Here is a 21,978-nt window from a genome sequence, read left to right as displayed (position 1 = left end):
GATACATTTTTACTGTTATTCAATCCACATTTATTCATGGGACGAAATCTCTGCAAGCGGTTCGGTCCGGGGCGACTCCCCTACGCCTCTCGGCGTGACATCGGCGGTGGAATCGCGATGGCCGCGACTGGACTCTTGGCGACAGTTGTCTGGTTTGCGGGCGCGTGGGCCATCGCCGCGAAGACCGGAAACGGAACGCTCGGATTTACCTTCGGCATGGGTCTGTTCTTCCTCCCGCTGGTACTTCCGACTTCGTTCGTCATTGGGACGCTCCTCTGGCGGAAACTGTACCCCAAAGAGAATCGAGAACTCTACGGCGCAGTGTTCGGCGCGATGACTGCGCTCGCTAGTCTCGCAGTGGGTTCGCTCGGCCCCGCACTGTTCTTGGCTATCAGCAACGTGAACAGCGGTGCGATGCCGGTCTCGGAGGCGGCAGGGTTCGCCCTCCTTCTCATCCCCTCATTCGTCTTCGCTCTCGTGGCCGCTGGCTGGTTCGTGATCCCGCTCGGTGCCTTCGGCGGATGGTACCACGAGCGCGCAAAAGCCACGGCGTAGCGGTCGTCAAGTAGCTCGGTCGCACCCAAACCCCTCCGCTTCGGGTCGAACATCGATGCAGTCGTGCGATTTTCTTTCGAACCGAACGAGTGGAAACGGACCACCCGTCGCGTTCCACGCGAAACGTACCCGTCCTGAGAGACACGGAGCGTCAGTGAGATTGCGATGGTCAAAACCCCTTCACTTCGCCTCGAAAACCACCCGACTGCGGTGAGATAGCGTATTGAAAAAGTGGATATGAAACTATCCCGTATAGCGGTTAGGAGCAGTATATATCGAGAAGTTATTATATATCTGAGATCATGTAACACACTCGATCCAAGAGCTATTCGACGGAGAACGTTCCGTAGACCGCCGCTGCGATCAGCAGGGTACCGACCGCAAGCAAAACCATACCACCCAAATAGAACGTCCACCGCCGATGCTCGTGTGTCTCTTCGTAGTACTCAGGATTCTCTGAGGGCGGTGTCGAGCTAGCTGCCTCCGCATACTTCTCTTGGACAGCAAGCGCCGTCTCAACGCGAAACACGAGTACGTACCCCACGACCAGACAAGCCAGTCCCAAGACTGCCGGCGCGATCAGTTGGAGTGACACGGTGTCGTTATGGCGTCGTCGCCGGGTTAAATCACCGGACGTTGACGTGTATGAAGAACAACCACAATCATCCACGCATTGCCCCTGAGAAGCGGAACGCCGGGAAGAATTTACTCGTCGGTGTCCGCAGAAGTGTCGCCGTCGGTGTTGCCAGTTTCGGCGTCGTCGCTGGCGTCGGCCTCGTCGTCTGACTCGCTGTCACTCTCATTCGCGGACAGGCCGTCGTCACCGCGTTCGAGCGCTTTGGGCACGTCGTGGTAGTCCGAGTAGCCGTCAAACCAACGGACGGTGCGTTCGAGGCGGTCTACGACGTGGCCGGGTTCGCCGGACCGCGAGAGTTCGTGGCCCTCGCGCGGATAGCGAACGAAACGCGTCTCGACGCCGTTCTTCTTCATGAACAGGTAGAACATCTCACCGTTGTTGACGGGGACGCGAAAGTCGTTGTCCGCGTGCATCACGAGCGTCGGCGTCGTCACGTTGTCGGCGTAGGCGACGGGTGACTTCTCCCAGAGGAACTCGGGGTCGTCCCACGGCGTCGTGTCGAAGTCGCCCTCGATGAGTTTGAAGGCGTCTGTCGAACCGTAGAACGACGAGAGGTCGTAGACGCCCCGTTGACCGACAGCACCCGCGAAAAAGTCGGTGTGGCCGACGATCCACCCGGTCATGTACCCGCCGAACGACCCGCCGGTGACGAAGGCGTTCTCGGCGTCCACGTAGTCACGGTCGCAGACGCGCTCGACGCCGTTCATCACGTCGGTCATCGTCACGTCACCCCAGTCGGATTCGATGGCAGTGGCGAACTCCTCTCCGTAGCCGGTCGATCCGCGTGGATTCGACCAGAAAACGACGTAGCCGCGCGCGGCCAAGAGTTGGTACTCGTGCCACATCGTCCCCGAGGTGGACCACATCGCGTGCGGGCCGCCGTGAATCTCGACTGCGAGCGGGTACGTCTCATCTTCGCTGCATCCGGGCGGCGTCAGCACCCATCCCTGCACCTCGACGCCGTCGGACTCGAACCAGATCTCCTCGGGTTCCTGTACGTCAACCTCCGTGAGGTAATCGGCGTTCACCTCAGTCAGACGACGTTCTTCGTCCGATTCGAAGACGAACACGTCGCCCGGGTGGTCCCATTCGCTTTTGGCGACAGCGAGGACGGGCGAGTCGGAGCGAGCGCCGATAGAGAATCCAGTAGTATGCCCGTCGCTGATGAGGAGTTCTGGTTCGGCGTCGTCAGACTGTGTTTCCCGGTCTGCAGAGCTCCTTTCTTCGACATCGGCCGAAACCCGCCGGGTGACGTAATGGCCTCCATCGGGCGTGAGGAAGTACACGTCTTCCTCGTCCGGTCCCCACGAGAGGCCGGCCGCAAGGTCTACAGTCCGGTCGAGCGTTTCGGTGGGGACGACCGCTCGTTCCGTCTCGGGGTCGTACACTTCGATGTCGGAACTCCGCATCGACATTCGTTCCTCGGGCGTGCGGACGTAGGCGACGCGGCCGTCGGAGGCAACGTCCATCACGAGGCCCCAACAGGTCGTCTGCGTCACGTCCGTCACGTCGCCAGAGGGCAACTCCACAGACTGGATATCGATGACGGGACTGTCGTCGGGTTCGACCTCACCCTGCGGGAACTTCACGCCGAAATAGAGTGTGTCGTCGTCGCGCCACGCAGGAGCGACGTGGTCGAGTTCACCGTCGGTGACCCGTTCGACCCGGTCGTCGTCTCGGTCCACGTGGGCGAGATAGACGTGCGCGACCGTGCCATCGCGGTACTGTGTCTGTTGGCGATAAATCAGACGGTCGATGACACGGGGATCGGATGCCTCGCGTTCGTACTCCTCGTCGCCGATTCCGAGATCGATTCCGTCCTCGCGTTCGGTCTCGGTGGTCGCCTGCTGGAAGGCGATTCGAGTCCCATCCGGACTCCACTCGATGCCCGAAACGCCGCCCGGTACGTCGGTCACCTGTTCGGCCTCGCCGCCGTCCATTGGAAGGACCCACAGTTGCGGGCGGTCGTCGTCCGCACCGCGTGTCGAGACGAACGCGAGTCGGTCGCCCGAAGGACTCCATCGGGGCTGGGAATCGACACCTTCTGCGATGGTGAGTCGTCGTGGATCGGAGTCACCCGCGGCCGGGACGACGTAGATCGTCTGTTCGTACGATTCGTCATCTTTCGGTTCTTTTCGGACGAACGCGACGCGCGTTCCGTCGGGTGACACCTGCGGATCCTCGACCTGCACAATATCGTGGTAGTCAGTCGCAGAAATCTGAGACATGTCGCCGCCTTCGAAGCGTCTCGTGAAAGTGTTACGCCCACCGGCGGGGACGGCCGCGAGTCGGTGGCTTAGAACCGGGAGACGGCGAACGGTTCGAGATCAGTTTCGGGTATTTCACCGCGGACGGCATCCGCGACCAACTTCCCGCTGTACGGTCCCAACTGCAGTCCCGTCGGTCCGTGCCCCGTACAGAGGTAGACATCCGATACGTCCGGAACCGAACCCAAAACTGGCAGGCCGTCGGGACTCAATGGGCGGAGGCCGACACGCGCGGTTCGGAGCGTTGCGTCTGCGAGTCCGGGCGCAACGCGAAGCACCTGCTCGAACACCTCGGTCAGGCCCTCGATGGTCGTGTGTGGAGCGTATCCCGAACCAGTTTCGCGGGTCGCACCAGCGGCGACGCGGCCGTCGTCCCACGGAACCATGTAGTGGCCACGGAATGGGCTAACGATGGGCCAGCCGTCGGTGTCGGCGTCCACGTCGAGGTGGACGATTTGCCCGCGTTGCGGTTCGACGGGTATCTCGACACCCAGTTGCGATCCGAACGACTGCGACCACGCACCGCCCGCGATGATGACGCTCTCAGCCTCGATTTGGTCGCCACCCGCGAGTTCGACGCCCTCCACGCCGCCATCATCGACGAGAAGCGTCTCGACGCTCGCCTCGCGTTCGGACAGACCGTGAGTCCGCCCGGCGCGGCGGAGCGCTCCCTCGAACGTCCGTCCATTGACGCGAGCGGCGTCCGCTGAGAAGAACGCGCGCTCCGTCTCTGCGAGCGGCGGGAACTTCGCCTGCGCTTCGTCAGCGTCGAGTTCTTCAACGGTTCCCGGTTCGGGCGTGCCGAAGCGCTCCTGTCGCTTGCGGACGCGTTCGAGCGTTTCGTCGCACACGTTGGCCTCCTCGTCGTCCATAGCGACGCTCAAAACGCCGCGCTTTGCGTAGCCGTGCGGGCCGTCCTGTTCGCGTTCGAGAACAGGAACCAACTCGTCGTAGTAGGCCACTGCTTCGACGGCGAACTTGACCCACGGCTCGTTGTCCCTGCTCGTCGTACCGGGCGAGAGGATTCCAGCACCGGCGTCAGTGGCGCGGCCGTCGTCGGTGCGGTCCACGAGAAGCGTTTCGACGCCCTCACGCGCGAGGTGGTAGGCGACGGACGACCCGACGATGCCGCCGCCGACCACGACTGCTTCGTGTCGGTCTGTCATGGTTTTGGGCACGAAAGTTCACACCCTGAGTGTGTCGCTCCCGGCGGTTCAGGTGGGTAATTCACCGGGGAATCGTGCCGCTACTCGATATCCGCCCGGCCGCTGGTCGCGCTTCTGAGTCGGTCGCGGAGTTCCGCACCTTCCTCGACTGGGACGCGCACGTCGAACGACACGTCCGCCTCGTAGGCGGCGTCGAACGACACGTCGGCGCTCTCCAACAGACCTCGGACGGAACCGGAGTCGTCGTAGGCGACGGTGACAGAGAACGTCTCGTGTGGGACCTCCTCGACGGTCCCGGCGGCCTCGACGGCCTCCTTCACGCCGCGGGAGTACGCGCGAGCGAGTCCGCCGACGCCGAGGTTCGTGCCGCCGTAGTAGCGCGTGACGACGGCGACGACGTTTCGAATCTCTTGCTGGACGAGGACGTTCAGGGCTGGTTTGCCGGAGGACCCGGACGGTTCACCGTCGTCAGAGGAGTACTCGCGGAGCATCGTGTTCGCTCCTCCCGAGTCTCCGCCCGCCGGAACCCGATAGGCGGGCACGTTGTGCGTCGCATCCGGATGTCGCTCCTCGATTCGGTCGATGAACGCCTCCGCTTTTTCGACTGTGTTTGCGCGGTCAACGTAGCCGATGAACTCCGACCCGCGAACCTCGAAACTGGCCTCGGCGGGACCGGCGACGGTGCGGTAGGCGTCGGTCATAGACGGTGTTGGTTCGGGTTCGGTCAAAAGGATTCGGTCGGCGGCGAGACAGCACTCCCCGGCACGAGACGGCGACCTCGGTTCAGGCGATGCTGATCTGCCGGACGAACGAGATGCTCGAAAGTTCGTTCAGCAGGTCGCCCGGAACGGGTTGGTCGGTGACGAGGTAGAGTTTCGGGTCGTCGGTGAACTCGGGGTCCTCACTGATGGTCTGCCGGATAGAGATATCGCGCTCTGCAAGGCGGCCGGTTATCTCGGCGACGATTCCCGGTGCGTCGGCGTCGGCAACTTCGACGGTGAGTACCGAAAGGTCAAGGACCGGAGCGAGATCCATCAGACTCGGAATCGACGAGATGTTCTGGAAGATACGCCGCAGTTCCTCGTCTTCGAGAATCGCACTCGTCGTCGAATCGACAACGCGGCGGTCAACGTCGATTTCGCGGGCGATACCCGTGTTCGGAATCTCGATGCCGCCGGAGACGACGCGACCCTCGTCGTTGACCGAGAACCCTCGTTCGAGGAGAAGGCGGATAACCTCCTGTTGGCTGGGGCTTCCCTCGAACTTTCGCATAATCTCGTCGAACATCGCTTTTCGGGGGATACACGCCGACCCGCATTAAGACACATGTTCGTCCCGCACGGCCGAAAGCGGCGAGCGTGGAAAGAGGGTTTAACTCGTGTGGGGCAGACGAATCGCGTATGTCCATGCGTCAACTGCGCAGTTGCGACTTTTGTGGCGGCGATGCCGCCGGAATCTACGAAGTCCTGCCCGCAGAACTGTCTCCAACGGAGTCCGAACAGCGTCGGGTCGTCCTCTGCGACGGCTGTTTGGAGACACTCGAAACCGTCATCGATCCGCTTCTCAACCGACTGCGCGCCGGGGAATCCGGACAGTCGGTGGAGAAAGACACCCAGCGAGAACGAAGTTCATCGCCCAACCCAACCCCAGCATCTACCGAGTCTGGCGAACATGGGGGAGTCGAAGGGAGCGGCCAGTCACCCGACACCTCAGCCACAGCACAGACTCCCGCTGAGACGTTGGTCGGGGAAGACAGCTCGACAACGACCGACCACTCGGCCGCCGAAGCCGAACCAGTCAGTGACAAACAACCGGTCGATGAGGAAGCCGACGATGCCACTGAGGACACCCCGAGCGCCGCTGTCGAAACTTCTGACGCGTCAGCGAGCGGGGATGACACCGCCGGTGCGGCCGACGAGGGAGAGCAAAGAGAGTCACGCGCAGATGACGAAACCACGAACGAGACCGACGAGACGCCGACCGAGACGAAGGAAACCGACGCGGAACCCGCCGAGTCGGAACCGCCGAACTTCCGGAAAGTAATGCGCCTGCTGAACAACCGCGAATTCCCCGTCGAAAGAACCGAATTCGCGGATTTGGCAAGCGGCGCGTACGACCTCGACCCGAGCCAAGTGGACGACATCATCGAGTACGCCATTCACCGCGACGTGTTAGCCGACGACGGCGGCCAGTTACGGCGCGCGTGAGACCGCAAAAACCACTGCAAGAAAGTATAGGATAGCGAAAACGGGGTCACGTATGTCACTTCCGGCACCCACTCGAAATCGGGTGAAAACGCGGGGATCACCGGAGTAGGGCTGGTCGTTGGAGGTGTGACAGCAGCAGTCACTGACGGGACCGTCCCACCGATGCTCGTGATGGGGGTTGCACTCGCTGTCCTCGCCCGCTCCGAGCGCTACGACCGATAACTGGGAGTTACGCGGTCGGAACTCGTCGGGCGCCGACAAACCTCAGAGTTCGCCCTTCGTACTCGGCGTATCGCTTCGCCGCGGGTCTACTCGCGTCGCGTCGTCCAGTGCGCGAGCGAGCGCCTTAAACAGGGCTTCGGCCTCGTGGTGGGCGTTCTCGCCGCGGATCTCGGTATGAAGCGTGAGTCCGGCGTGCATCGCCAGCGAGTAGCCGAAGTGCCGGGCCATGTCGCTCGTGAAGTCCCCGATTTGCTCTTGGGAGAACTCGCCATCGAAGTCGAAGTACGGCCGGCCGCTCACGTCCACAACGACGCCCGCAACGGCTTCGTCAAGAGGGACCTGCCGGTCGGCGTAGCGGACGATACCGCGTTTGTCGCCGAGCGCTTCGGAGAAGGCGTCGCCGATGACGATAGCCACGTCCTCGACGGTGTGGTGGTCGTCGATTTCTAAGTCGCCGTCACAGTTGACCGTCAGATCGAATAGGCCGTGCTTGGCGAACGCTTCGAGCATGTGATCGAAAAATCCGACGCCGGTATCCACGGTGGCGTCGCCGTCGCCGTCTATCGTCAGTGTCACCTCGATGGTCGTCTCGGCCGTCTCACGGGAGACGGCGGCCGTCCGCGACGTGGCGTCCGAGTCGGCGTCGTCGCTCATATTCGCGTGTCGTCGTCAAACAGTATCACGGTTGCGTTCTTCGGAGTCGGGAGACAGAAACGCTGGTATCCGTTTTGTACCCGTCTGACGCCTGTCTGCCGGATATTCATAGGTATTGACGACAGTGCTAGGAAACACCATGGGAGTAAAGGGGGCAGTACTGGCGCTGTACACGCTCGGAGTCGGGTGTCTCCTCCTGTTCGCACAGTCTGGGACGGGGGCGGCACTGGGCGTCGCGCTCATCGCGCTTGTTTCGACCGCAGTCGTCGCAAAGCTGTCTGCGCTCCGGGCAGCGGACACAGACGGGAGTGGGGGAAAAAGGAGAGCGTGGAGTCAGAGCGGGAGCCAAAGCGGAAGTGGACACCGAAATCCAAAATGAGCGCGTCCCGGCGTCTGCACGCCTTGCGCGTTAGTCCTCGCTTACCGCGTCCTGTGCGGCTTGAAGCGTGAACGCGTCTTCGTAGAGTGCCGTCCCGACGACGACAGCGGCGGCACCCGCTTCTTTCAACGCTCGAACGTCCGAGAGCGACGCGACGCCGCCGGAGGCGACAACGGGGATGGTGACGGCATCGACGACACGCTGTGTGACGGCCGTCTGAATGCCCTCTAACTGTCCTTCAACATCCACGTCGGTGAACAAAATCGCGCCCGCACCGAGTTCCTCGTAGCGGGCCGCGGCCGCAGCGGGATCCAGCCCCGTTCCCTCGGTCCATCCGGAGACGACGACTTCGCCGTCTTTCGCGTCAAGGCTCACCATTACCGATCCGGGGTGTGCGTCGCTTATCTCCCGGACGATGTCGGGATTCTCCACGGCGGCGGTGCCGAGAATGACGCGTTCGACGCCGCGTTCGAGGAGGTCGATTGCGTCCGCGGCAGTTCGGATCCCACCGCCCAACTGGACGGGGACATCCACGGCATCCACGACGGCCTCGACAGCGTCGGCGTTCTGTCGCTCACCCTCGAACGCACCGTCTAAGTCCACGAGATGGAGCGTGTCCGCCCCCTCATTGATCCACCGCTCGGCGGCCGCGACAGGGTCACCGTATCGTTTCTCCGTGCCGCGTTCGCCCTGTACTAACTGGACGACTTCGCCGTCCTGCATATCTACTGCTGGAACCACCTCGAACGTCGGGAACGCCTCAGCCATAGACGTGTGTGGACGCGCACCGCGCGTAAAGTCACCGAAGGCGGCGGGTGTACGGACGTGCCCGAAAGCGACGGGTGTACGGATGTGTCCAAATCGGCGGGTGTACGGACGCATCTGAAAGCGGCGAGAGTGTAGACAATGTCGGGAGAGAAGGCGAGCCATTCAAGAACAATTCAGGGATCGCGGTACCTCAAACCGAAGAATTCGAGCGCGATCACTGAAGCACTCGATTCGCAACCGCTTTGACGCCGGGCGAATCACGAACTGATAATGAAACTGTTCGGTTCGAGCGGGACCCGTGGCGTGGTGGGAGATGGTCTCACGCCCGAGTTCGTCCTGCGCGTCTCGAAGGCGGCCGGGACGGTCTGGGGGTCGGACCGTGCGGTGGTCGCACGAGACACTCGAACGACGGGAGAGATGTTCTCGAACGCCGCAACCAGCGGACTGGCGAGTGTCGGCGTAGACGTGGACGTGCTCGGTGCTGTCCCCACGCCCGGGGTCGTCCGCTACTGCGAAGTCGAGGAGGTGCCCGCAGTAGTCATCACGGCCTCGCACAACCCGCCGGAGTACAACGGCATCAAACTCGTCGGCGACGACGGCGTCGAACTCTCCGTCGCCGACTTAGAGCGAATCGAGGACCACGTGCTCGCCGAGGAGTTCGACACCGCGGCGTGGGACGAAGTCGGTGAGATTCGCCGGGTCGATTCCTCGAACCGCGACTACGTGGACGACCTGCTCGCGTCCGTTGACCGCGAAGCCATCGCCGACGCGAACTTGACGGTCGCCCTCGACCCCGGCCACGGTGCTGGCTGTCTCACTAGTCCCGACTTCTTCCGCGAACTCGGCTGTGAGGTCGTGACGGTCAACGCCAACCCGGACGGTCACTTCCCCGGCCGCGAATCCGAACCGGTCGGCAGCAAACTCGGCGACCTCTGCCGACTCGTGAAAGCAAGCGACGCAGATGTTGGTATCGCCCACGACGGCGACGCCGACAGAGCCGTCTTCGTGGACGAGAACGGCGAGTTCGTCGCCGGTGAAGCATCGCTTGCCGCCCTCGCCGCCGCACAACTTGAGGAAGACGACACCGCCGTCGCCGCCGTGAACGTCTCACAACGACTCGTGGACGTGTGCAACGAAGTCGGCGCGAATCTCGAACTGACACCTATCGGCGCGACGAACCTCATCACCCGCATCCGCGACCTGTGGGCGCAGGGGGAAACTGTCCCCATCGCGGGCGAGGGCAACGGGGGGATTTTCTTCCCGAACTACCGCCTCGTGCGCGACGGCGCGTACACGGCCGCGAAGTTCCTCGAACTCATCACCGACCGCGAGGTGAGCGATGTTGTCGCTCCGTACACGGACTACGTGAACGTCCGCGTCAACCTCGGATACGACGACGAGGCGGAACTCGAAGCGATGCTTGACGCCGCTCGCGAGTACGCCGAATCCGCCGACGCGACCCCGAACACCACCGACGGCTATCGCCTCGATTACGGCGATGCGTGGGTTCTCGTCCGCCCGTCCGGCACCGAACCGAAAGTCCGCGTCTACGCTGAAGCCCGCGACGAAGCCCGCGCAGAAGACCTTGCCGCCGGGGCCAAGGACGCGCTGCTGGCCGCTCTCGAAGACGTCTAATCGTATCTGTCTATTCGATCTCATTTTTACCGGCCGCGGTGTGTGGATGAACGATGACTCCCTCCGTGACGGTTCGCCCCGTCGCCTCGTTCGCAGAGTTCCGCGCCGGGTCCCGCGTGGTTCGCCTCGCGTGGCGGGCCGCGTTCGACCATATCATCTCCGAGGCTGCCCTCCCGCCTACCGAACTCGACGAAGACCGTGCGTCCGAACTCAAAGCGGCGTACGAAACAGCGAGCGCCGCCAACGAGAGCCACATCGTCGCCGTCGCTGACGAAGAATCCGCAGACACCGGCGGTGCGGTCACTGGTGGTGAGTCCATCGTCGGATACGCGCGTGGCGTCTGGGACCCCGTACGCACGGAGTCGTTCGCCGCTGACGACGACGCCGAACTGCGCGCGCTGTACGTCCGACCTGACCACTGGGGAGAGGGAATCGGCTCGGCACTCCTCTCGTCTCTCGAATCAAATGCGCCTGCGGGCGTCGACAGACTCGCTCTCCAGACGTTCGCCGACAACGAGGACGGGTGCGCGTTCTACCGCACCCGTGGCTTCGAGGTCGTCGGCGAGAACACCTACGAAGTCGGCGACGAGTCGTATCCGACGGTGGTGTTCGCAAAGCCGTTAGAAGCTGAATAGCCCGAACAGGCACGCAATCGCACCGAAGACGAGGAGGATGACACCGCGTTCGAGCGAAACTCCCGAAGAAGGGTCGTCGGGCATCTCGTCGCGGTCCTCCGGCGGGAGCAACCACGCCGTCGGTGCATCGTCAATACCGGTTACGTCCTCTGCCGGGTCGTCTCGTCGGTTCACGCGGACGATAGCGCGACGGAATCGGAGCTCTCGCGCACCAAAGTAGAAACAAGCGAGGCCGGTGAGCAACGCGAGGGCGCCGACGACCGACATCGGTCAGCCGTCGGCCTCGGAAAGTGCGTCAGCGAGTTTGTCGTGAGCCTCGCGGAGTTCGTGCAGTTCCGTCTCGACGGCCCCCGAGCGTAGTCGTTCCAGTTCCGCGTCCGTGAGTTCCGTCCGCGCACGGGCCGCCGTCCGGAGGCGGTCGTAGTCGTCGCGGCGGGTCAGTTCCCGGACGGTGCGGAGGGCGGCTATCGTCGTCTCACTTGCGAACCGGTCGAGTACGGAGACGAGTTCGTTCGCCTTGCGGCGAAGCGTCTCGGCTGACGGCGGCGGGAACGACACGCAGAGCGGGTCTGCATCGAGTCGTTCGAGATACGTTCGGTGAACCGCAACCGATGTCTGGAGCATCGCGGGGTCCTCGGCGTAGTGGTCGAGTTTCGACCCCGTGTAGTCGGCGTACTCCAGCAGTGTCGGAATCGGTTCGTCGGCGTCGGGGCTTTCGCGGACGAACTCACGAAGGTCACGCGGCGGCGAGCGAAATTCGACCAGCGAATGCCACTCGGCCGCTTCGACCACCGAGAGTACTTCCTGTGCCGATTCGGACTGCTTGAACGACTGAAACTCCTCGGAGACGGCCTCGTTGTACCGGTCGATCGGATCGCGGATGTGTTCGACGGGCGCGTCAACGTCGGCCTCGCCGAGTTCGACCAGTCGCTCTAACTCCGAGATGCGGCTGTCAGTGTCCTTCAAGAGGAGCTTTGCGTCGCGCCGTGCCTCGGTGAGTTCTTCTTTTGTCTCCGTTCTGTGATCGAGATATTCGACGTACGATTCGGCGGCTTCGAGGTCGGCACGCGCACCCTCGAAGTCGCGTTCGCGGAGGCGGCGGCGGTCCATGCGGTCGGCCGCGGCCTCGAACGCCTCGCGGTCGGGCAACTCCTCGGGCAACTCCTCGACGAGGCCGAGGAACTTGTCCTGAAACTCGACGTACGCCTGAAAGTCGCCGGTTCCCACGGCTGATTCCTCGTAGTTGTCGAGGAGGCGAATCGCTTTCCGGTAGGCGTCGGCTGCCGCGACGACAGACTCCTCGCCAATCGATTCGATGTCCGCTTCGGCGGCGGCGTGAGCGTCGCGTGCCGCGAGCAATCTCTCGCGCAATGTGTCGGCATCGGCGGCTGTCAGTGTCTCGTCAGGCATAATACTCAGTACACGTCGTCGGGATCAAACACGGTTTTACCCACCTCGTCCCCGTCGATAGTGCGATAGAAACACGACCGGCGGCCAGTGTGACACGCGCCACCGGTCTGCTCGACGAGGTAGAGAAGCGTATCCGCATCGCAGTCTACGCGTACTTCCTCGACCGACTGGGTGTGACCACTCGTCGCACCCTTCTCCCAAAGTTCGTCCCGACTGCGGGAGTAGTAGTGTGCGCGCCCGGTTTCGCGGGTGCGTTCGAGCGCCTCGGGAGAGACGTACGCGAGCATCAACACTTCGCCGGAGTCGGCGTCTTGTGCGACGGCGGGGACGAGTCCGTCGTCGCCGAAGTCCACCTCGACGTCCTCGGTCATCGACTCGAATCACGTCGTTACTGCCGATATGTCTTGTGACCTTGCGACTGTCGGTCACGCCGTCGTCGCCCGGCGGGCAAGCAAGATTCCGAGGCCGATAGCTGCCACCAGTGCGCCGACGACAAGGACGACGAGCGCCCAGCGAAGGCCGTCCGGTATCGGCAGCCCCGCGTGAACGCCGAACAGGCCGACAAAGAGGACGAAGGCAGAGGGGAGACCGTCGGCGGCCGACGTTCTGTCCGGGTCGCCAGTCCACTCGGTGCGATAGCGGACCGTGAGCGCGCTTCCGACACCCCAGCAGAGACCCGCAGTGGCGGAAAGCAGGAGGTCGGCGTACAGCGTGTAGGTAACGACCCCGCCGAGACCGGTACCGAGAATACCCGCCGCACGGGTTCCCCGTGACATGGCTCCGTGTGGTCGCCGCGGTGACAAAAATGAATCGCCCGCCTGCCGGTTAGACGAGACCGAGTGCGCCGACGATGCCGAAGACGATGTCGCCGTAGGTGAACGCGATGACGGTACCGACGAACATCGGGACGATGAACGGGATGCCGGGAGAAATCCACACCTCATCCTGCGAGGCGACAACCTGCAGGCCGTCGCGGAGTTTCTCCGGGGTCGTGCCGTACGCCGTTGAGTCGATATCGTCGAGGAACGCCGCCGCACCCCACGGATCCTCAGTTTCGACGGTTCCGCCGTCCACGGCCATCCCGTCACCGACGGCACCGTCAGTCGGTTCGTGCGTTTCGGTGATACTCGTCGGGTCGCGGAGTTTATCAGGGTGTTCGCGGAGTTCCGACAGCGTCGTGCCACGCCAGCGGAGGTACATCCGCAGCGCGTCGATGTCGAGACCGTTCCGGGTGTAGCCCGTCGTCGTCTCGAACAGGCGGCCGTGCGCCGTCGCGAGCGATCCAACAGGGATGCGACGGCCGAGGAACATCAACGGCAGTTCGGCGTTGCCGTCAACGAGATTGCGCGCGGCGAGCGCGAGCGGGTACCCCACTGCCAAGACAACAGTGTTCGTGAGAATCGTCATCGAAAAGACGCCGAGCGTCGTCCTGACGGTCGGAAGCGACAGTCCCGGGAGAAGATACTGCGGGAACGTTGGCACGAGAATGGAGATCGTGATGAGCGCTTTCGCGTCGGCACCGCCGAATCCGCCGAGTCGCCAGAAGATGTAGGACAACGGCGCGACGAACAGGAGGCTGATGCCGACGCGAACGAAGTAGAGGATATCCTCGGGGGCGAACGCGAGATGCGGCAGCGTGTCCCACGCGAGGAGAACGACGCCGAGAGCGACAAGCGGATACCAGATCACCGACGGAACGCGGCGCGTCTCGATGTCTTGCCACGCCGCCCATCCTAAGACGGGGACGATGACGAGACGTAAGATGTCGGGTAGGGTCGCATTCATACACGGCGAACGATTCCGGGGGGAGTTATGTACTGCGGTGCAAGGCGCGAAGCGTCGAACGAGCCGATGCGGTGCGTTCGAGTCCAGAGAACGAAGGACGTACTCGAATCGACGGATGATGCGATGTCGCTGGCGAGATACTGTATCGAGACGATAAAATCCGGGGCGTTTCGGACCGCTAGTTTACTAGTGAGTCATATAACAAGAGACGCCCCCCTCGTAGGGCGTCTATAGACACAGCGTGTCTACTACGTTAGATGACGCGGTTCTGGAGGTAGTCGAGGTGCTTCGCGTTGTAGACGATTTTGACCTCGTCCGTCTCCGGCGAACCGATGCAGGTGAGGCGGACGTTCTTCTCAGAGACCTCCTCGTCGGAGAGAATCTGCTGCATGTCCATCTGGATTTCACCCTCTTTCACGATGGCTGCGCAGTTTGCACAGGCACCGGCGCGGCACGAGAAGGGCCAATCGTAGCCCTGAGCCTCTGCGGCTTCGAGGATGTACTCGCCCTGGTTGACTTCGAGCGTACCGTAATCTTCGCCGTCGAGACCGGCGTCTGCGGCGTTCTCGAAGAGGTCGTCGTCGTCGAGGTCCCAGCCGTTGTCATCGAGTACTTCGTAGTTAAGGTATTCTACCGTGGGCATCACCGCACGATTCACAACCCATCCCATTAGACTTTGCTGTTTTTCGCGCGGAGTGACTCGGTTCTGAAACGCCAGCGAACACCCGAATGAGGGCACCTACTGCGAGTTTAGGGTCAGAAAGGTGACATTGCGAACAGAGCGTACGACGCGAGCGCCGATAGCGACGGCGTGAGCAACCAGAAGAAGATGACTCGTCCGGTGGTTCCGGGGTCGAACAGGTCCGACCCGGCGAGGTCGGTCTCCGTCTCTTGGCCCATTGCTGGGACCTCTTCTTGTGTCTCCGCAGCGAGAGCGTTCACGGACATTTCGGGCGATTTCCCGCCGAGTGCCTCCCCGAGCGTCACCGTCCGCGTTGCCCGACCCCATCCGAGACCGACGATGCACATCGTCGCCGAGACGGCGAGACTCGCCGGGATACCGATGTACGAGAGGAACGCGATGAGCGACGCCGAGACTGTTTCGACGATGAGTGCCGCGAGAATTGGTAGCTCAGTCAGATCGTTCCCCACGGTGTCGAGCGTTCGGCGGGCGATAGTAAACGCGCCGAGACCGATAGCGCCCGCACCGAGGAGAATACCCTCGTTGAGTTTGAGTGCGCCGTTACCGACGAGTGGTGCGACGGCGTTTGCGGCATTCGACGCGCCCGCGGAGTACGCCATATAACAGGCGATGGCGATCACGAGGACGGTACTCCACGCCTCGCGCGGGGTCGTGTTCGGGCCGAGTCTCAGTTTCGGCAGAATGCCAGCGTTGTCGAATTCAACCAATGGCCCGGGTGAACTGTCGAGTTCGAGTTTCGCATCGAGATAGGGGTAGACGTACCGTCCGATGACGGCGCAGACCCAGAAGGCGATCACGGGTGCGACGATCCACCACGAGATGATTTCGAGCATGACGGCCTCGTTCAGCGTCCCCGTTGCGACGCCGAGACCCGCGATTGCGCCGACGGCCGTCATCGAGGTCGAAGCGGGAACGCCGAACGTGTTCGAGATGAGGAGTGCAAACCCGACGAAAAAGAGGACGGCTACACTCGCCGCGAGCGTGAACTCACTTTGTGGGACGATTTGGCCACCCATCGTCTTGATGACTTCACGTCCGGCAGTCCAGCCCCCAAGCAGAGCGAACGCTGTCATCAGACCGGCCGCGAGGAGTTTACTGACGAGACCACTTCCGACAGCCGGACCGAACGCAACACCCGTTGACGACCCACCGATGTTGAACCCGACGAATGCCGCGACCAACAGACCGACGACGAGGAGTATTTCGACCACGGAGGAACGTTCGATAGTATCGTGGATAAGCCTCATTATCCGTTGTTTCTGATTCCGGTCAGAACAGGTCCCTTACATAACGGCCGCCAGTTCGACGTACGAGAAGACGGAGTACGCGCCGACGGTCGCCACTGCCGGAACGATATTCTGCATGAAGATGACTCGCGCGGTCGTCACCGGACGATACAGCGTCGCTGGCTCATCAACATCGAGTGACGTATCAGCGGAATCTCGGCCGGCGGCGACAGTTTCTATTCCGGAACGCGTCGGACCGGCGAGTGTGGCCGGGTCAGCCACCGGATAGGATCTCTCACGGGTCGTTTCTCGTCCCCATCCGAGGCCGACCGTAGACATCGTAGCGATGACGACGAAACTGGCCGGAATACCGAGCAGCGAAAGAACGGTAACGAGCGTCGCACTGACCGTTGCGACGACTAACGCGGCAGTCAACGGCAGTTCCGTCAGTTCGTTACCCATCGTTTCCAGCGTCCGGCGGGCGATAGTAAGCGCGCCGATTGCGATGGCACCGCCCGCAAGAAGGATACCCGCGTTCATCGACAGCGACCCGTTGCCGACGAGCGGTGCAACGGCGTTGGCGACGTTCGACGCTCCCGCTGAGAAGGCCATGAAACAGCCGATAGCGACGACGAGAAGCGATCCAGTTAGTTCTCGGGGCGTCGTCCCGGCACCGAGTGCTGGGACGGGAACGACGCCGTCGCGGCGAAGTATCACCAGTGGCCCGTCCGAGCGGTCGATAGCGACGACCGAGGCGATGTCGTCGTAGACGTACCGACCGACGACGGCGCTGAGCCAGAAGCCGAGAATCGGAGCGACCAACCACCACGAGACGATTTCCATGATGAGTTGAACGGCGAGTCTGTCGGTCGCCAACCCGTACCCTGCGACGGCACCGACGGCCGTCATCGAAGTCGAAGCAGGGATACCGAAGAGGTTCGAGACGAACAGAGCGAGGCCGATAAACAGGAGAATAACAACGCTCGCAGCGACGGTGAACGGGTCACCGATGATAAGATCCGAACCGAGCGTCGTGACGACGCGCCGGCCGACGGTCCACCCGCCGAAGAGTGCGAAAATGCCCATCAACACGCCGGCACCGAATTTCGAGACAGTCCGACTACCGACGGCCGGACCGAAGGCGACGCCGGTGTTGGACCCGCCGATATTGAAGCCGACGAAGACGGCGACAACGAGTCCAACGAGGACGAGTGTTTCAGTCACGTTTGAACCGCAGATAGCGAGGCGTTTAACTCCCTCCCTGTGGGTTCGTCCAATTCGCCGTCAGCGGTGGAGACGACTCAGTTCGTCGCTGTCTCGATAGCCTGTTGGAGGTCGGCGACGATATCGTCTGCGTCCTCGACGCCGACGGAGAGGCGGACCATGTCGGGCGTCACGCCTGCGGCGACCTGCTCTTCCTCGGTCAACTGCTGGTGCGTGGTGGACGCAGGGTGGATGACGAGCGTCTTCGCGTCGCCGACGTTGGCGAGTAGCGACGCGAGTTCGACGTGATTGACCGTCTCGCGCGCGGCGTCGTATCCGGCTTCGAGTCCGAACGTGATCATGCCGCCGTAGCCGCCGTCGAGGTACTTCGAGGCCTCTTCGTGCGTCTCGTGCGATTCGAGACCGGGATAGTTCACCCACGACACCTCGTCGTGGGATTCGAGGAACTCCGCGACGACCTGTGCGTTCTCGCAGTGCCGTTCCATCCGCATCGGCAGCGACTCGACTTTTTCGAGGGTGTTCCACGCGTCGAACGGCGACTGCTGATTCCCTAAATCGCGCAGGCCGCGGGCGATAGCGGCGTAGGTGAACGCCGCATCGCCGAAGCGTTCCGCGAAGTTGACGCCGTGATAGGCCGAATTCGGCTTCGCAATCTCGGGGTATTTGTCGGCGTAATCGGTCCACGGGAACGAGCCGCCGTCAACGAGAATCCCGCCGATGGTCGTGCCCGCGCCGTGAATCCACTTGGTCGTAGACTCCCAGACGAGGTCCGCGCCGTGTTCGAGCGGCTGGCAAAGGTAGGGCGTCGCGAACGTGTTGTCCACGAACAGAGGAACGCCGTGGTCGTGCGCGATATCGGCAAGGCGTTCGAAGTCCGGCGTCACGAGGGCCGGATTGCCGATGGTCTCGACGTGGACGAACGCGGTGTCCTCGTCGATAGCCTCGTCGTAGGCGTCGTAGTCCAGCGTGTCCACGAACTTCGTCGTGATACCGCGGCGTTCGACGGTGTGCGTGAGGTAGGTGTACGTCCCGCCGTACAGCGACGACGCCGAGACGATGTTGTCGCCCGCGGAGGCGAGAAGGAACGTGGCGAGGTCGAACGCGGCCATGCCGGATGCCGTCGCCGCCGCGCCGACACCGCCTTCGAGGGAGGCAAGACGCTCTTGCAACGTCGCCACCGTGGGATTCATCAAGCGCGAGTAGATGTATCCCTCCTTCTCCAGTGCGAACTGGCCCGCAGCGTCTTCGGCGTCGTCGAAGACGTACGAAGTGGTCTGATAAATCGGCGGGGCACGCGCCCCCGTCGCCGCATCAGGGTCTTGTCCCGCATGGAGACTTCGCGTGCTGAATCCGGGCGTGCCGTGGTCGTCGTCTGCATCCTCGGACATGTTTGTCACGACGTAGGAAGTGGTGTTAAAACAGACCGACGGGTGCAAGACCCGCCGGACTTCGTGACGTGGGTCAGGCGGGGTCGCCGTGGTGACCGTTCAGCGACGCACCCGCGAAGAAGAGAAGTAGGCCTATGAGTCCGCCTGACAGCCAAGCAGTGACCGTGATAACTCCGGACACGATGGCGAGCGTCGAGAGGACGACGAGAAACGTGCCGACGGAGATGGCTGCCCACCGACCACGGCCGACAAGAACTGGAAGGGCAGCGAGAGCGGCGACAAGGCCGATACTGCCGATGGCGAGACTGGTATTGGTCGGTGATGGCGTAAAGAGTGTCCTGATTGCAGTCTCAGATCCGAGTCCGGGTCCAACAACGTACAACCCGTAATACGTGACGGCGAGACCCGAAAGCGCGACGGCGAGAGCGCCGACACGCCCGAACGCACGAGCGAGAGACATACCGAGACGGTCGTCCGGCGGTGGGAAAATCGCTTCGGGTCCCGTCACTCACCGACTGAAAAGCGAGGTGTGGACCGGCGCGAAGTCGCGTTCGACGGACGGTTCCTCGACTTCCTCGACGGTATCGTGGACGGACCGGCCCGCGACGCCGGCGTCGAGGAAGTCTCGGACGGGTGGGCCGACCTTTTCGGGTTCGACGAGAAAGGCGTCGTGACCGTGGTCGGATTCGATGACGTGGTGTGCGACGGGGACCGAAGTGTCGCGGAACGACTCCGCGAGGGATTCGGCCTGTTCTGTCGTGAAATGCCAGTCGCCGGTAAAGGAGAGCAAGAGCGCCTCGCCCTCGAACGCGGCAACCGCATCCGCGTCGTCCTCATAGCCCTCCGCGAGATCGTAGTCGTCCATCGCGCGGGTGAGATACAGATAGGAGTTGGCGTCGAAGCGATCGACGAACTTCTCGGCCTGATAGTCGAGATACGACTCCACGTCGCGGTAGGCGAAGAACGACGCCGCCGGGTCGGCGGGGAACGAGTCGCGACGGGCGTCGCGTCCGGCGGCGCGACGGCCAAACTTCCGCTCCATCGACGACTTCGAGAGGTACATCACGTGCCCGAGTTGGCGCGCGAGCGCGAGGCCGTCGTCCGGTGGCTCGCTGTCGTAGTAGTCGCCGCCGTTCCAGTTCGGGTCGGTCGTAATCGAACGGCGGGCGATGGCGTCGAGTGCGAGACACTGCGGATCCAGACGCCCGGCGGTGGCGACGGCGAGAAGGTAACGCACGTCATCAGGGTAGCGCCGAACCCAGTCGAGGGCGTTCATACCGCCGACGCTGCCGCCGACAACGGCGTGCAAGCGACCGACGCCGAGTTCGTCCAGCAGGCGTCGCTGGGCGCGCGTCCAGTCACCGATTGTGACCGGCGGGAAGTCAGTGCCGTAGGGTTCTCCGTCGGGACTCTCCGAGGCAGGGCCGGTGGTTCCGTAACACGACCCGGGGACGTTCGCGCAGACGACGTAGTACTCGTTCGTATCGATTGCCTTGCCGGGGCCGACGATATCGTTCCACCACGCGCGGGCCTGCCCGGCCGTTTCGGTGCCGTAGCCCGCGACGTTCTGACTGCCGGTGAGTGCATGGCAGACGAGAACGGCGTTGTCGCCGTCGAACTCACCGTAGGCCTCGTAGGCGACTTCGAGTGACGGAATTTCAGCGCCGCACTCGAAATCGAACGCGCCGAGTTCGACGGTGTCGCTTTCAGTTTTCATCGCTCCTCCGTCCGTGTCGTCTCGGTCGCGCCCGCTCCGGATGCCTCGGCCGCGGCACTGCGAATCGACTCATCCAAGTCGGCGACGATGTCGGCCGCGTCTTCGATACCGACAGAGAGACGGAGCATGTCGGGACCGACGCCCGCGGCGCGTTGCTCGTCGGCGCTCAACTGTGCGTGCGTGGTCGAGGCAGGGTGGATAATCAACGTCTTTGCGTCGCCCACGTTCGCCAAGAACGAGGCGAGTGCGGTGTTCTCACAGGTCCGCTTGGCTGCCGCGTAGCCGTCCGCGAGACCGAACGTGACCATGCCGCCGAACCCACCGTCCAAGTACTCCGTCGCGTTGTCGTGAGACTCGTGATCCTCGAATCCGGGGTACGACACCCACGCTACATCGTCGTGGTCGCGGAGGAACGTCGCCACTTCGTGGGCGTTCTCGCAGTGTTGCTCCATTCGGAGCGGGAGCGTTTCGATCCCTTGCAGCGTCTGCCACGCGTCGAACGGCGACTGCTGATTCCCGAGCGTGCGAAGCGACCGCTGACGGGCGGCCATGGCGAACGCTCGCTCACCGAATCGCTCCACGAAATCGACGCCGAACGCCGGGTTTTCACCGGAGAGTTCGTCGTAATCGGCGTGTTCCCACGGGAACGTCCCGCCGTCGATAAGGACGCCGCCGACAGTGGTTCCCGACCCGTGGAGCCACTTGGTCGTAGACTCCCAGACGATGTCCGCGCCGTGTTCGATGGGACGGCAGAGATAGGGAGTGGCGAACGTGTTGTCCACGACGAGAGGCGCACCGCCCTCGTGGGCCACGTGGGCCAGACGCTCGAAATCCGGCGTCTTCAGCGAGGGGTTGGCGATGGTCTCGACGTGGACAAACGCCGTGTCCGCGTCGATAGCATCGGCGTAGGCGTCGTAATCCAGCGTCTCCACCACGCGGATATCGACGCCGCGGCGCGTCGCCATCTTCGTGAGATACGTCGAAGTGCCACCGTACATATCCGCAGAGGCGACGACGTTGTCGCCCGCAGAGGCGAGGAGACTCGTCGCGGCGTCGAGGGCGGCCATCCCTGAGGCGGTGGCGACGGCTCCGACGCCTGCTTCGAGAGCGGCGAGTCGGTCTTCGAGCACGCGAGTCGTGGGATTCGAGATACGCGAGTACACGTCGCCTTCGGCGTCGAGCGCGTACAGATCGGCGGCGTAGTCGGCGTCCTCGAACACGTACGATGTCGTCTGATAGAGGGGCGGCGCACGCGACCCGGTCGCGGCGTCCGGCTCCTGCCCGGCGTGGAGGCTCCGGGTGTGGAACCCGTGGTTCATGTACTACACGCATATTCTTCGATGGAGATATAACCTACGGTTACGGTAGTCGCTGGGGCGACGCCAGCACCGAAGTGTTTT

At 63.0% G+C, this 21,978-nt stretch carries 24 protein-coding genes; 5 read left to right on the top strand and 19 right to left on the bottom strand.

Annotated elements, in window-relative coordinates:
- Nucleotides 1-117 precede the first annotated feature (117 nt).
- On the top strand, nucleotides 118-555 hold the full coding sequence (locus HBOR_RS01280; protein WP_174261574.1) for a hypothetical protein: 438 nt from the start codon (nucleotides 118-120) through the stop codon (nucleotides 553-555).
- A gap of 325 nt (nucleotides 556-880) precedes the next feature.
- Here the strand turns inward: HBOR_RS01280 and HBOR_RS01275 are convergent, their stop codons facing one another.
- The 5 genes from HBOR_RS01275 to HBOR_RS01255 form a co-directional block, all read right to left on the bottom strand.
- Nucleotides 881-1,150: a hypothetical protein gene (locus HBOR_RS01275; protein WP_006055656.1), complete on the bottom strand. Its 270-nt coding sequence runs from the start codon at nucleotides 1,148-1,150 to the stop codon at nucleotides 881-883.
- A gap of 110 nt (nucleotides 1,151-1,260) precedes the next feature.
- Entirely contained in the window at nucleotides 1,261-3,420 is a 2,160-nt protein-coding gene (locus HBOR_RS01270; RefSeq protein WP_006055655.1) for a S9 family peptidase, read from the bottom strand.
- Nucleotides 3,421-3,488: 68 nt separating this feature from the next.
- On the bottom strand, nucleotides 3,489-4,625 hold the full coding sequence (locus HBOR_RS01265) for an NAD(P)/FAD-dependent oxidoreductase (RefSeq protein ID WP_006055654.1): 1,137 nt from the start codon (nucleotides 4,623-4,625) through the stop codon (nucleotides 3,489-3,491).
- Nucleotides 4,626-4,705: 80 nt separating this feature from the next.
- Entirely contained in the window at nucleotides 4,706-5,326 is a 621-nt protein-coding gene (locus tag HBOR_RS01260) for an IMPACT family protein (protein ID WP_006055653.1), read from the bottom strand.
- An 82-nt stretch (nucleotides 5,327-5,408) separates the two neighbouring features.
- A complete protein-coding gene (locus HBOR_RS01255) occupies nucleotides 5,409-5,912 on the bottom strand; it encodes a hypothetical protein (protein ID WP_006055652.1) in 504 nt (167 codons plus the stop codon).
- A 113-nt stretch (nucleotides 5,913-6,025) separates the two neighbouring features.
- On the opposite strand from HBOR_RS01255, the gene HBOR_RS01250 reads away from it, so the two are divergent.
- A complete protein-coding gene (locus HBOR_RS01250) occupies nucleotides 6,026-6,832 on the top strand; it encodes a hypothetical protein (RefSeq protein ID WP_241432373.1) in 807 nt (268 codons plus the stop codon).
- Nucleotides 6,833-7,096: 264 nt separating this feature from the next.
- Here the strand turns inward: HBOR_RS01250 and hisB are convergent, their stop codons facing one another.
- Entirely contained in the window at nucleotides 7,097-7,708 is a 612-nt protein-coding gene (hisB, locus tag HBOR_RS01245; protein WP_006055650.1) for an imidazoleglycerol-phosphate dehydratase HisB, read from the bottom strand.
- A gap of 139 nt (nucleotides 7,709-7,847) precedes the next feature.
- On the opposite strand from hisB, the gene HBOR_RS01240 reads away from it, so the two are divergent.
- Nucleotides 7,848-8,087, top strand: coding sequence for a hypothetical protein (locus HBOR_RS01240; protein WP_049890429.1), 240 nt, complete (start codon nucleotides 7,848-7,850; stop codon nucleotides 8,085-8,087).
- 30 nt (nucleotides 8,088-8,117) lie between these two features.
- On the opposite strand, the gene hisA is transcribed toward HBOR_RS01240, so the two are convergent.
- Entirely contained in the window at nucleotides 8,118-8,855 is a 738-nt protein-coding gene (gene hisA, locus HBOR_RS01235; protein WP_006055649.1) for a 1-(5-phosphoribosyl)-5-[(5-phosphoribosylamino)methylideneamino]imidazole-4-carboxamide isomerase, read from the bottom strand.
- Nucleotides 8,856-9,125: 270 nt separating this feature from the next.
- Between hisA and glmM the strand changes: the two genes are divergently transcribed.
- Together glmM and HBOR_RS01225 are read left to right on the top strand one after the other, a co-directional pair.
- Entirely contained in the window at nucleotides 9,126-10,490 is a 1,365-nt protein-coding gene (gene glmM / locus HBOR_RS01230) for a phosphoglucosamine mutase (protein ID WP_006055648.1), read from the top strand.
- A 53-nt stretch (nucleotides 10,491-10,543) separates the two neighbouring features.
- A complete protein-coding gene (locus HBOR_RS01225; protein ID WP_006055647.1) occupies nucleotides 10,544-11,125 on the top strand; it encodes a GNAT family N-acetyltransferase in 582 nt (193 codons plus the stop codon).
- On the opposite strand, the gene HBOR_RS01220 is transcribed toward HBOR_RS01225, so the two are convergent.
- The 12 genes from HBOR_RS01220 to HBOR_RS01165 form a co-directional block, all read right to left on the bottom strand.
- Nucleotides 11,111-11,392, bottom strand: a complete 282-nt coding sequence (locus HBOR_RS01220) for a hypothetical protein (protein WP_006055646.1) — start codon at nucleotides 11,390-11,392, stop codon at nucleotides 11,111-11,113. The two genes, HBOR_RS01225 and HBOR_RS01220, sit on opposite strands and share 15 nt — an antisense overlap.
- A gap of 3 nt (nucleotides 11,393-11,395) precedes the next feature.
- A complete protein-coding gene (locus tag HBOR_RS01215) occupies nucleotides 11,396-12,535 on the bottom strand; it encodes a DUF7118 family protein (protein WP_006055645.1) in 1,140 nt (379 codons plus the stop codon).
- Between the two features lie 5 nt (nucleotides 12,536-12,540).
- Nucleotides 12,541-12,906, bottom strand: coding sequence for a phosphoribosyl-AMP cyclohydrolase (hisI, locus tag HBOR_RS01210; protein WP_006055644.1), 366 nt, complete (start codon nucleotides 12,904-12,906; stop codon nucleotides 12,541-12,543).
- Nucleotides 12,907-12,960: 54 nt separating this feature from the next.
- Entirely contained in the window at nucleotides 12,961-13,311 is a 351-nt protein-coding gene (locus tag HBOR_RS01205; protein ID WP_006055643.1) for a hypothetical protein, read from the bottom strand.
- Between the two features lie 49 nt (nucleotides 13,312-13,360).
- Nucleotides 13,361-14,320, bottom strand: a complete 960-nt coding sequence (locus HBOR_RS01200; RefSeq protein ID WP_006055642.1) for an A24 family peptidase — start codon at nucleotides 14,318-14,320, stop codon at nucleotides 13,361-13,363.
- Nucleotides 14,321-14,573: 253 nt separating this feature from the next.
- A complete protein-coding gene (gene fer, locus HBOR_RS01195) occupies nucleotides 14,574-14,963 on the bottom strand; it encodes a ferredoxin Fer (protein WP_006055641.1) in 390 nt (129 codons plus the stop codon).
- 113 nt (nucleotides 14,964-15,076) lie between these two features.
- A complete protein-coding gene (locus HBOR_RS01190) occupies nucleotides 15,077-16,234 on the bottom strand; it encodes an inorganic phosphate transporter (RefSeq protein ID WP_013440419.1) in 1,158 nt (385 codons plus the stop codon).
- A 72-nt stretch (nucleotides 16,235-16,306) separates the two neighbouring features.
- Nucleotides 16,307-17,473, bottom strand: coding sequence for an inorganic phosphate transporter (locus tag HBOR_RS01185; protein WP_006055639.1), 1,167 nt, complete (start codon nucleotides 17,471-17,473; stop codon nucleotides 16,307-16,309).
- Between the two features lie 77 nt (nucleotides 17,474-17,550).
- Nucleotides 17,551-18,861, bottom strand: coding sequence for an O-acetylhomoserine aminocarboxypropyltransferase/cysteine synthase family protein (locus tag HBOR_RS01180; RefSeq protein WP_006055638.1), 1,311 nt, complete (start codon nucleotides 18,859-18,861; stop codon nucleotides 17,551-17,553).
- A 73-nt stretch (nucleotides 18,862-18,934) separates the two neighbouring features.
- Nucleotides 18,935-19,321, bottom strand: a complete 387-nt coding sequence (locus tag HBOR_RS01175; protein ID WP_241432372.1) for a hypothetical protein — start codon at nucleotides 19,319-19,321, stop codon at nucleotides 18,935-18,937.
- 48 nt (nucleotides 19,322-19,369) lie between these two features.
- Nucleotides 19,370-20,578: a homoserine O-acetyltransferase MetX gene (gene metX / locus HBOR_RS01170; protein WP_006055636.1), complete on the bottom strand. Its 1,209-nt coding sequence runs from the start codon at nucleotides 20,576-20,578 to the stop codon at nucleotides 19,370-19,372.
- Nucleotides 20,575-21,897 carry an O-acetylhomoserine aminocarboxypropyltransferase/cysteine synthase family protein gene (locus tag HBOR_RS01165; RefSeq protein ID WP_006055635.1) on the bottom strand — a complete coding sequence of 441 codons (1,323 nt, stop codon included), beginning with the start codon at nucleotides 21,895-21,897 and terminating at the stop codon, nucleotides 20,575-20,577. The genes metX and HBOR_RS01165 overlap by 4 nt, the downstream gene beginning before the upstream one ends.
- Nucleotides 21,898-21,978: the final 81 nt, after the last annotated feature.

This window comes from Halogeometricum borinquense DSM 11551, from assembly GCF_000172995.2.
Classification (GTDB): domain Archaea; phylum Halobacteriota; class Halobacteria; order Halobacteriales; family Haloferacaceae; genus Halogeometricum; species Halogeometricum borinquense.
The sequence above is the reverse complement of the archived record's forward strand: the minus strand, read 5'-3'. Positions and strand labels throughout refer to the sequence as shown.

Excerpts from the sequence above, each read along its gene's own strand:
- HBOR_RS01165 (WP_006055635.1), bottom strand. The coding sequence starts at position 21,897 with ATGAACCACGGGTTCCACACCCGGAGCCTCCACGCCGGGCAGGAGCCG.
- HBOR_RS01200 (WP_006055642.1), bottom strand. The coding sequence starts at position 14,320 with ATGAATGCGACCCTACCCGACATCTTACGTCTCGTCATCGTCCCCGTC.
- hisA (WP_006055649.1), bottom strand. The coding sequence starts at position 8,855 with ATGGCTGAGGCGTTCCCGACGTTCGAGGTGGTTCCAGCAGTAGATATG.
- HBOR_RS01255 (WP_006055652.1), bottom strand. The coding sequence starts at position 5,912 with ATGTTCGACGAGATTATGCGAAAGTTCGAGGGAAGCCCCAGCCAACAG.
- HBOR_RS01225 (WP_006055647.1), top strand. The coding sequence starts at position 10,544 with ATGACTCCCTCCGTGACGGTTCGCCCCGTCGCCTCGTTCGCAGAGTTC.
- hisI (WP_006055644.1), bottom strand. The coding sequence starts at position 12,906 with ATGACCGAGGACGTCGAGGTGGACTTCGGCGACGACGGACTCGTCCCC.
- HBOR_RS01240 (WP_049890429.1), top strand. The coding sequence starts at position 7,848 with ATGGGAGTAAAGGGGGCAGTACTGGCGCTGTACACGCTCGGAGTCGGG.
- hisB (WP_006055650.1), bottom strand. The coding sequence starts at position 7,708 with ATGAGCGACGACGCCGACTCGGACGCCACGTCGCGGACGGCCGCCGTC.
- HBOR_RS01205 (WP_006055643.1), bottom strand. The coding sequence starts at position 13,311 with ATGTCACGGGGAACCCGTGCGGCGGGTATTCTCGGTACCGGTCTCGGC.
- HBOR_RS01250 (WP_241432373.1), top strand. The coding sequence starts at position 6,026 with ATGTCCATGCGTCAACTGCGCAGTTGCGACTTTTGTGGCGGCGATGCC.
- metX (WP_006055636.1), bottom strand. The coding sequence starts at position 20,578 with ATGAAAACTGAAAGCGACACCGTCGAACTCGGCGCGTTCGATTTCGAG.
- HBOR_RS01180 (WP_006055638.1), bottom strand. The coding sequence starts at position 18,861 with ATGTCCGAGGATGCAGACGACGACCACGGCACGCCCGGATTCAGCACG.
- HBOR_RS01175 (WP_241432372.1), bottom strand. The coding sequence starts at position 19,321 with ATGTCTCTCGCTCGTGCGTTCGGGCGTGTCGGCGCTCTCGCCGTCGCG.
- HBOR_RS01265 (WP_006055654.1), bottom strand. The coding sequence starts at position 4,625 with ATGACAGACCGACACGAAGCAGTCGTGGTCGGCGGCGGCATCGTCGGG.
- HBOR_RS01270 (WP_006055655.1), bottom strand. The coding sequence starts at position 3,420 with ATGTCTCAGATTTCTGCGACTGACTACCACGATATTGTGCAGGTCGAG.
- fer (WP_006055641.1), bottom strand. The coding sequence starts at position 14,963 with ATGCCCACGGTAGAATACCTTAACTACGAAGTACTCGATGACAACGGC.
- HBOR_RS01280 (WP_174261574.1), top strand. The coding sequence starts at position 118 with ATGGCCGCGACTGGACTCTTGGCGACAGTTGTCTGGTTTGCGGGCGCG.
- HBOR_RS01220 (WP_006055646.1), bottom strand. The coding sequence starts at position 11,392 with ATGTCGGTCGTCGGCGCCCTCGCGTTGCTCACCGGCCTCGCTTGTTTC.
- HBOR_RS01215 (WP_006055645.1), bottom strand. The coding sequence starts at position 12,535 with ATGCCTGACGAGACACTGACAGCCGCCGATGCCGACACATTGCGCGAG.
- HBOR_RS01260 (WP_006055653.1), bottom strand. The coding sequence starts at position 5,326 with ATGACCGACGCCTACCGCACCGTCGCCGGTCCCGCCGAGGCCAGTTTC.
- glmM (WP_006055648.1), top strand. The coding sequence starts at position 9,126 with ATGAAACTGTTCGGTTCGAGCGGGACCCGTGGCGTGGTGGGAGATGGT.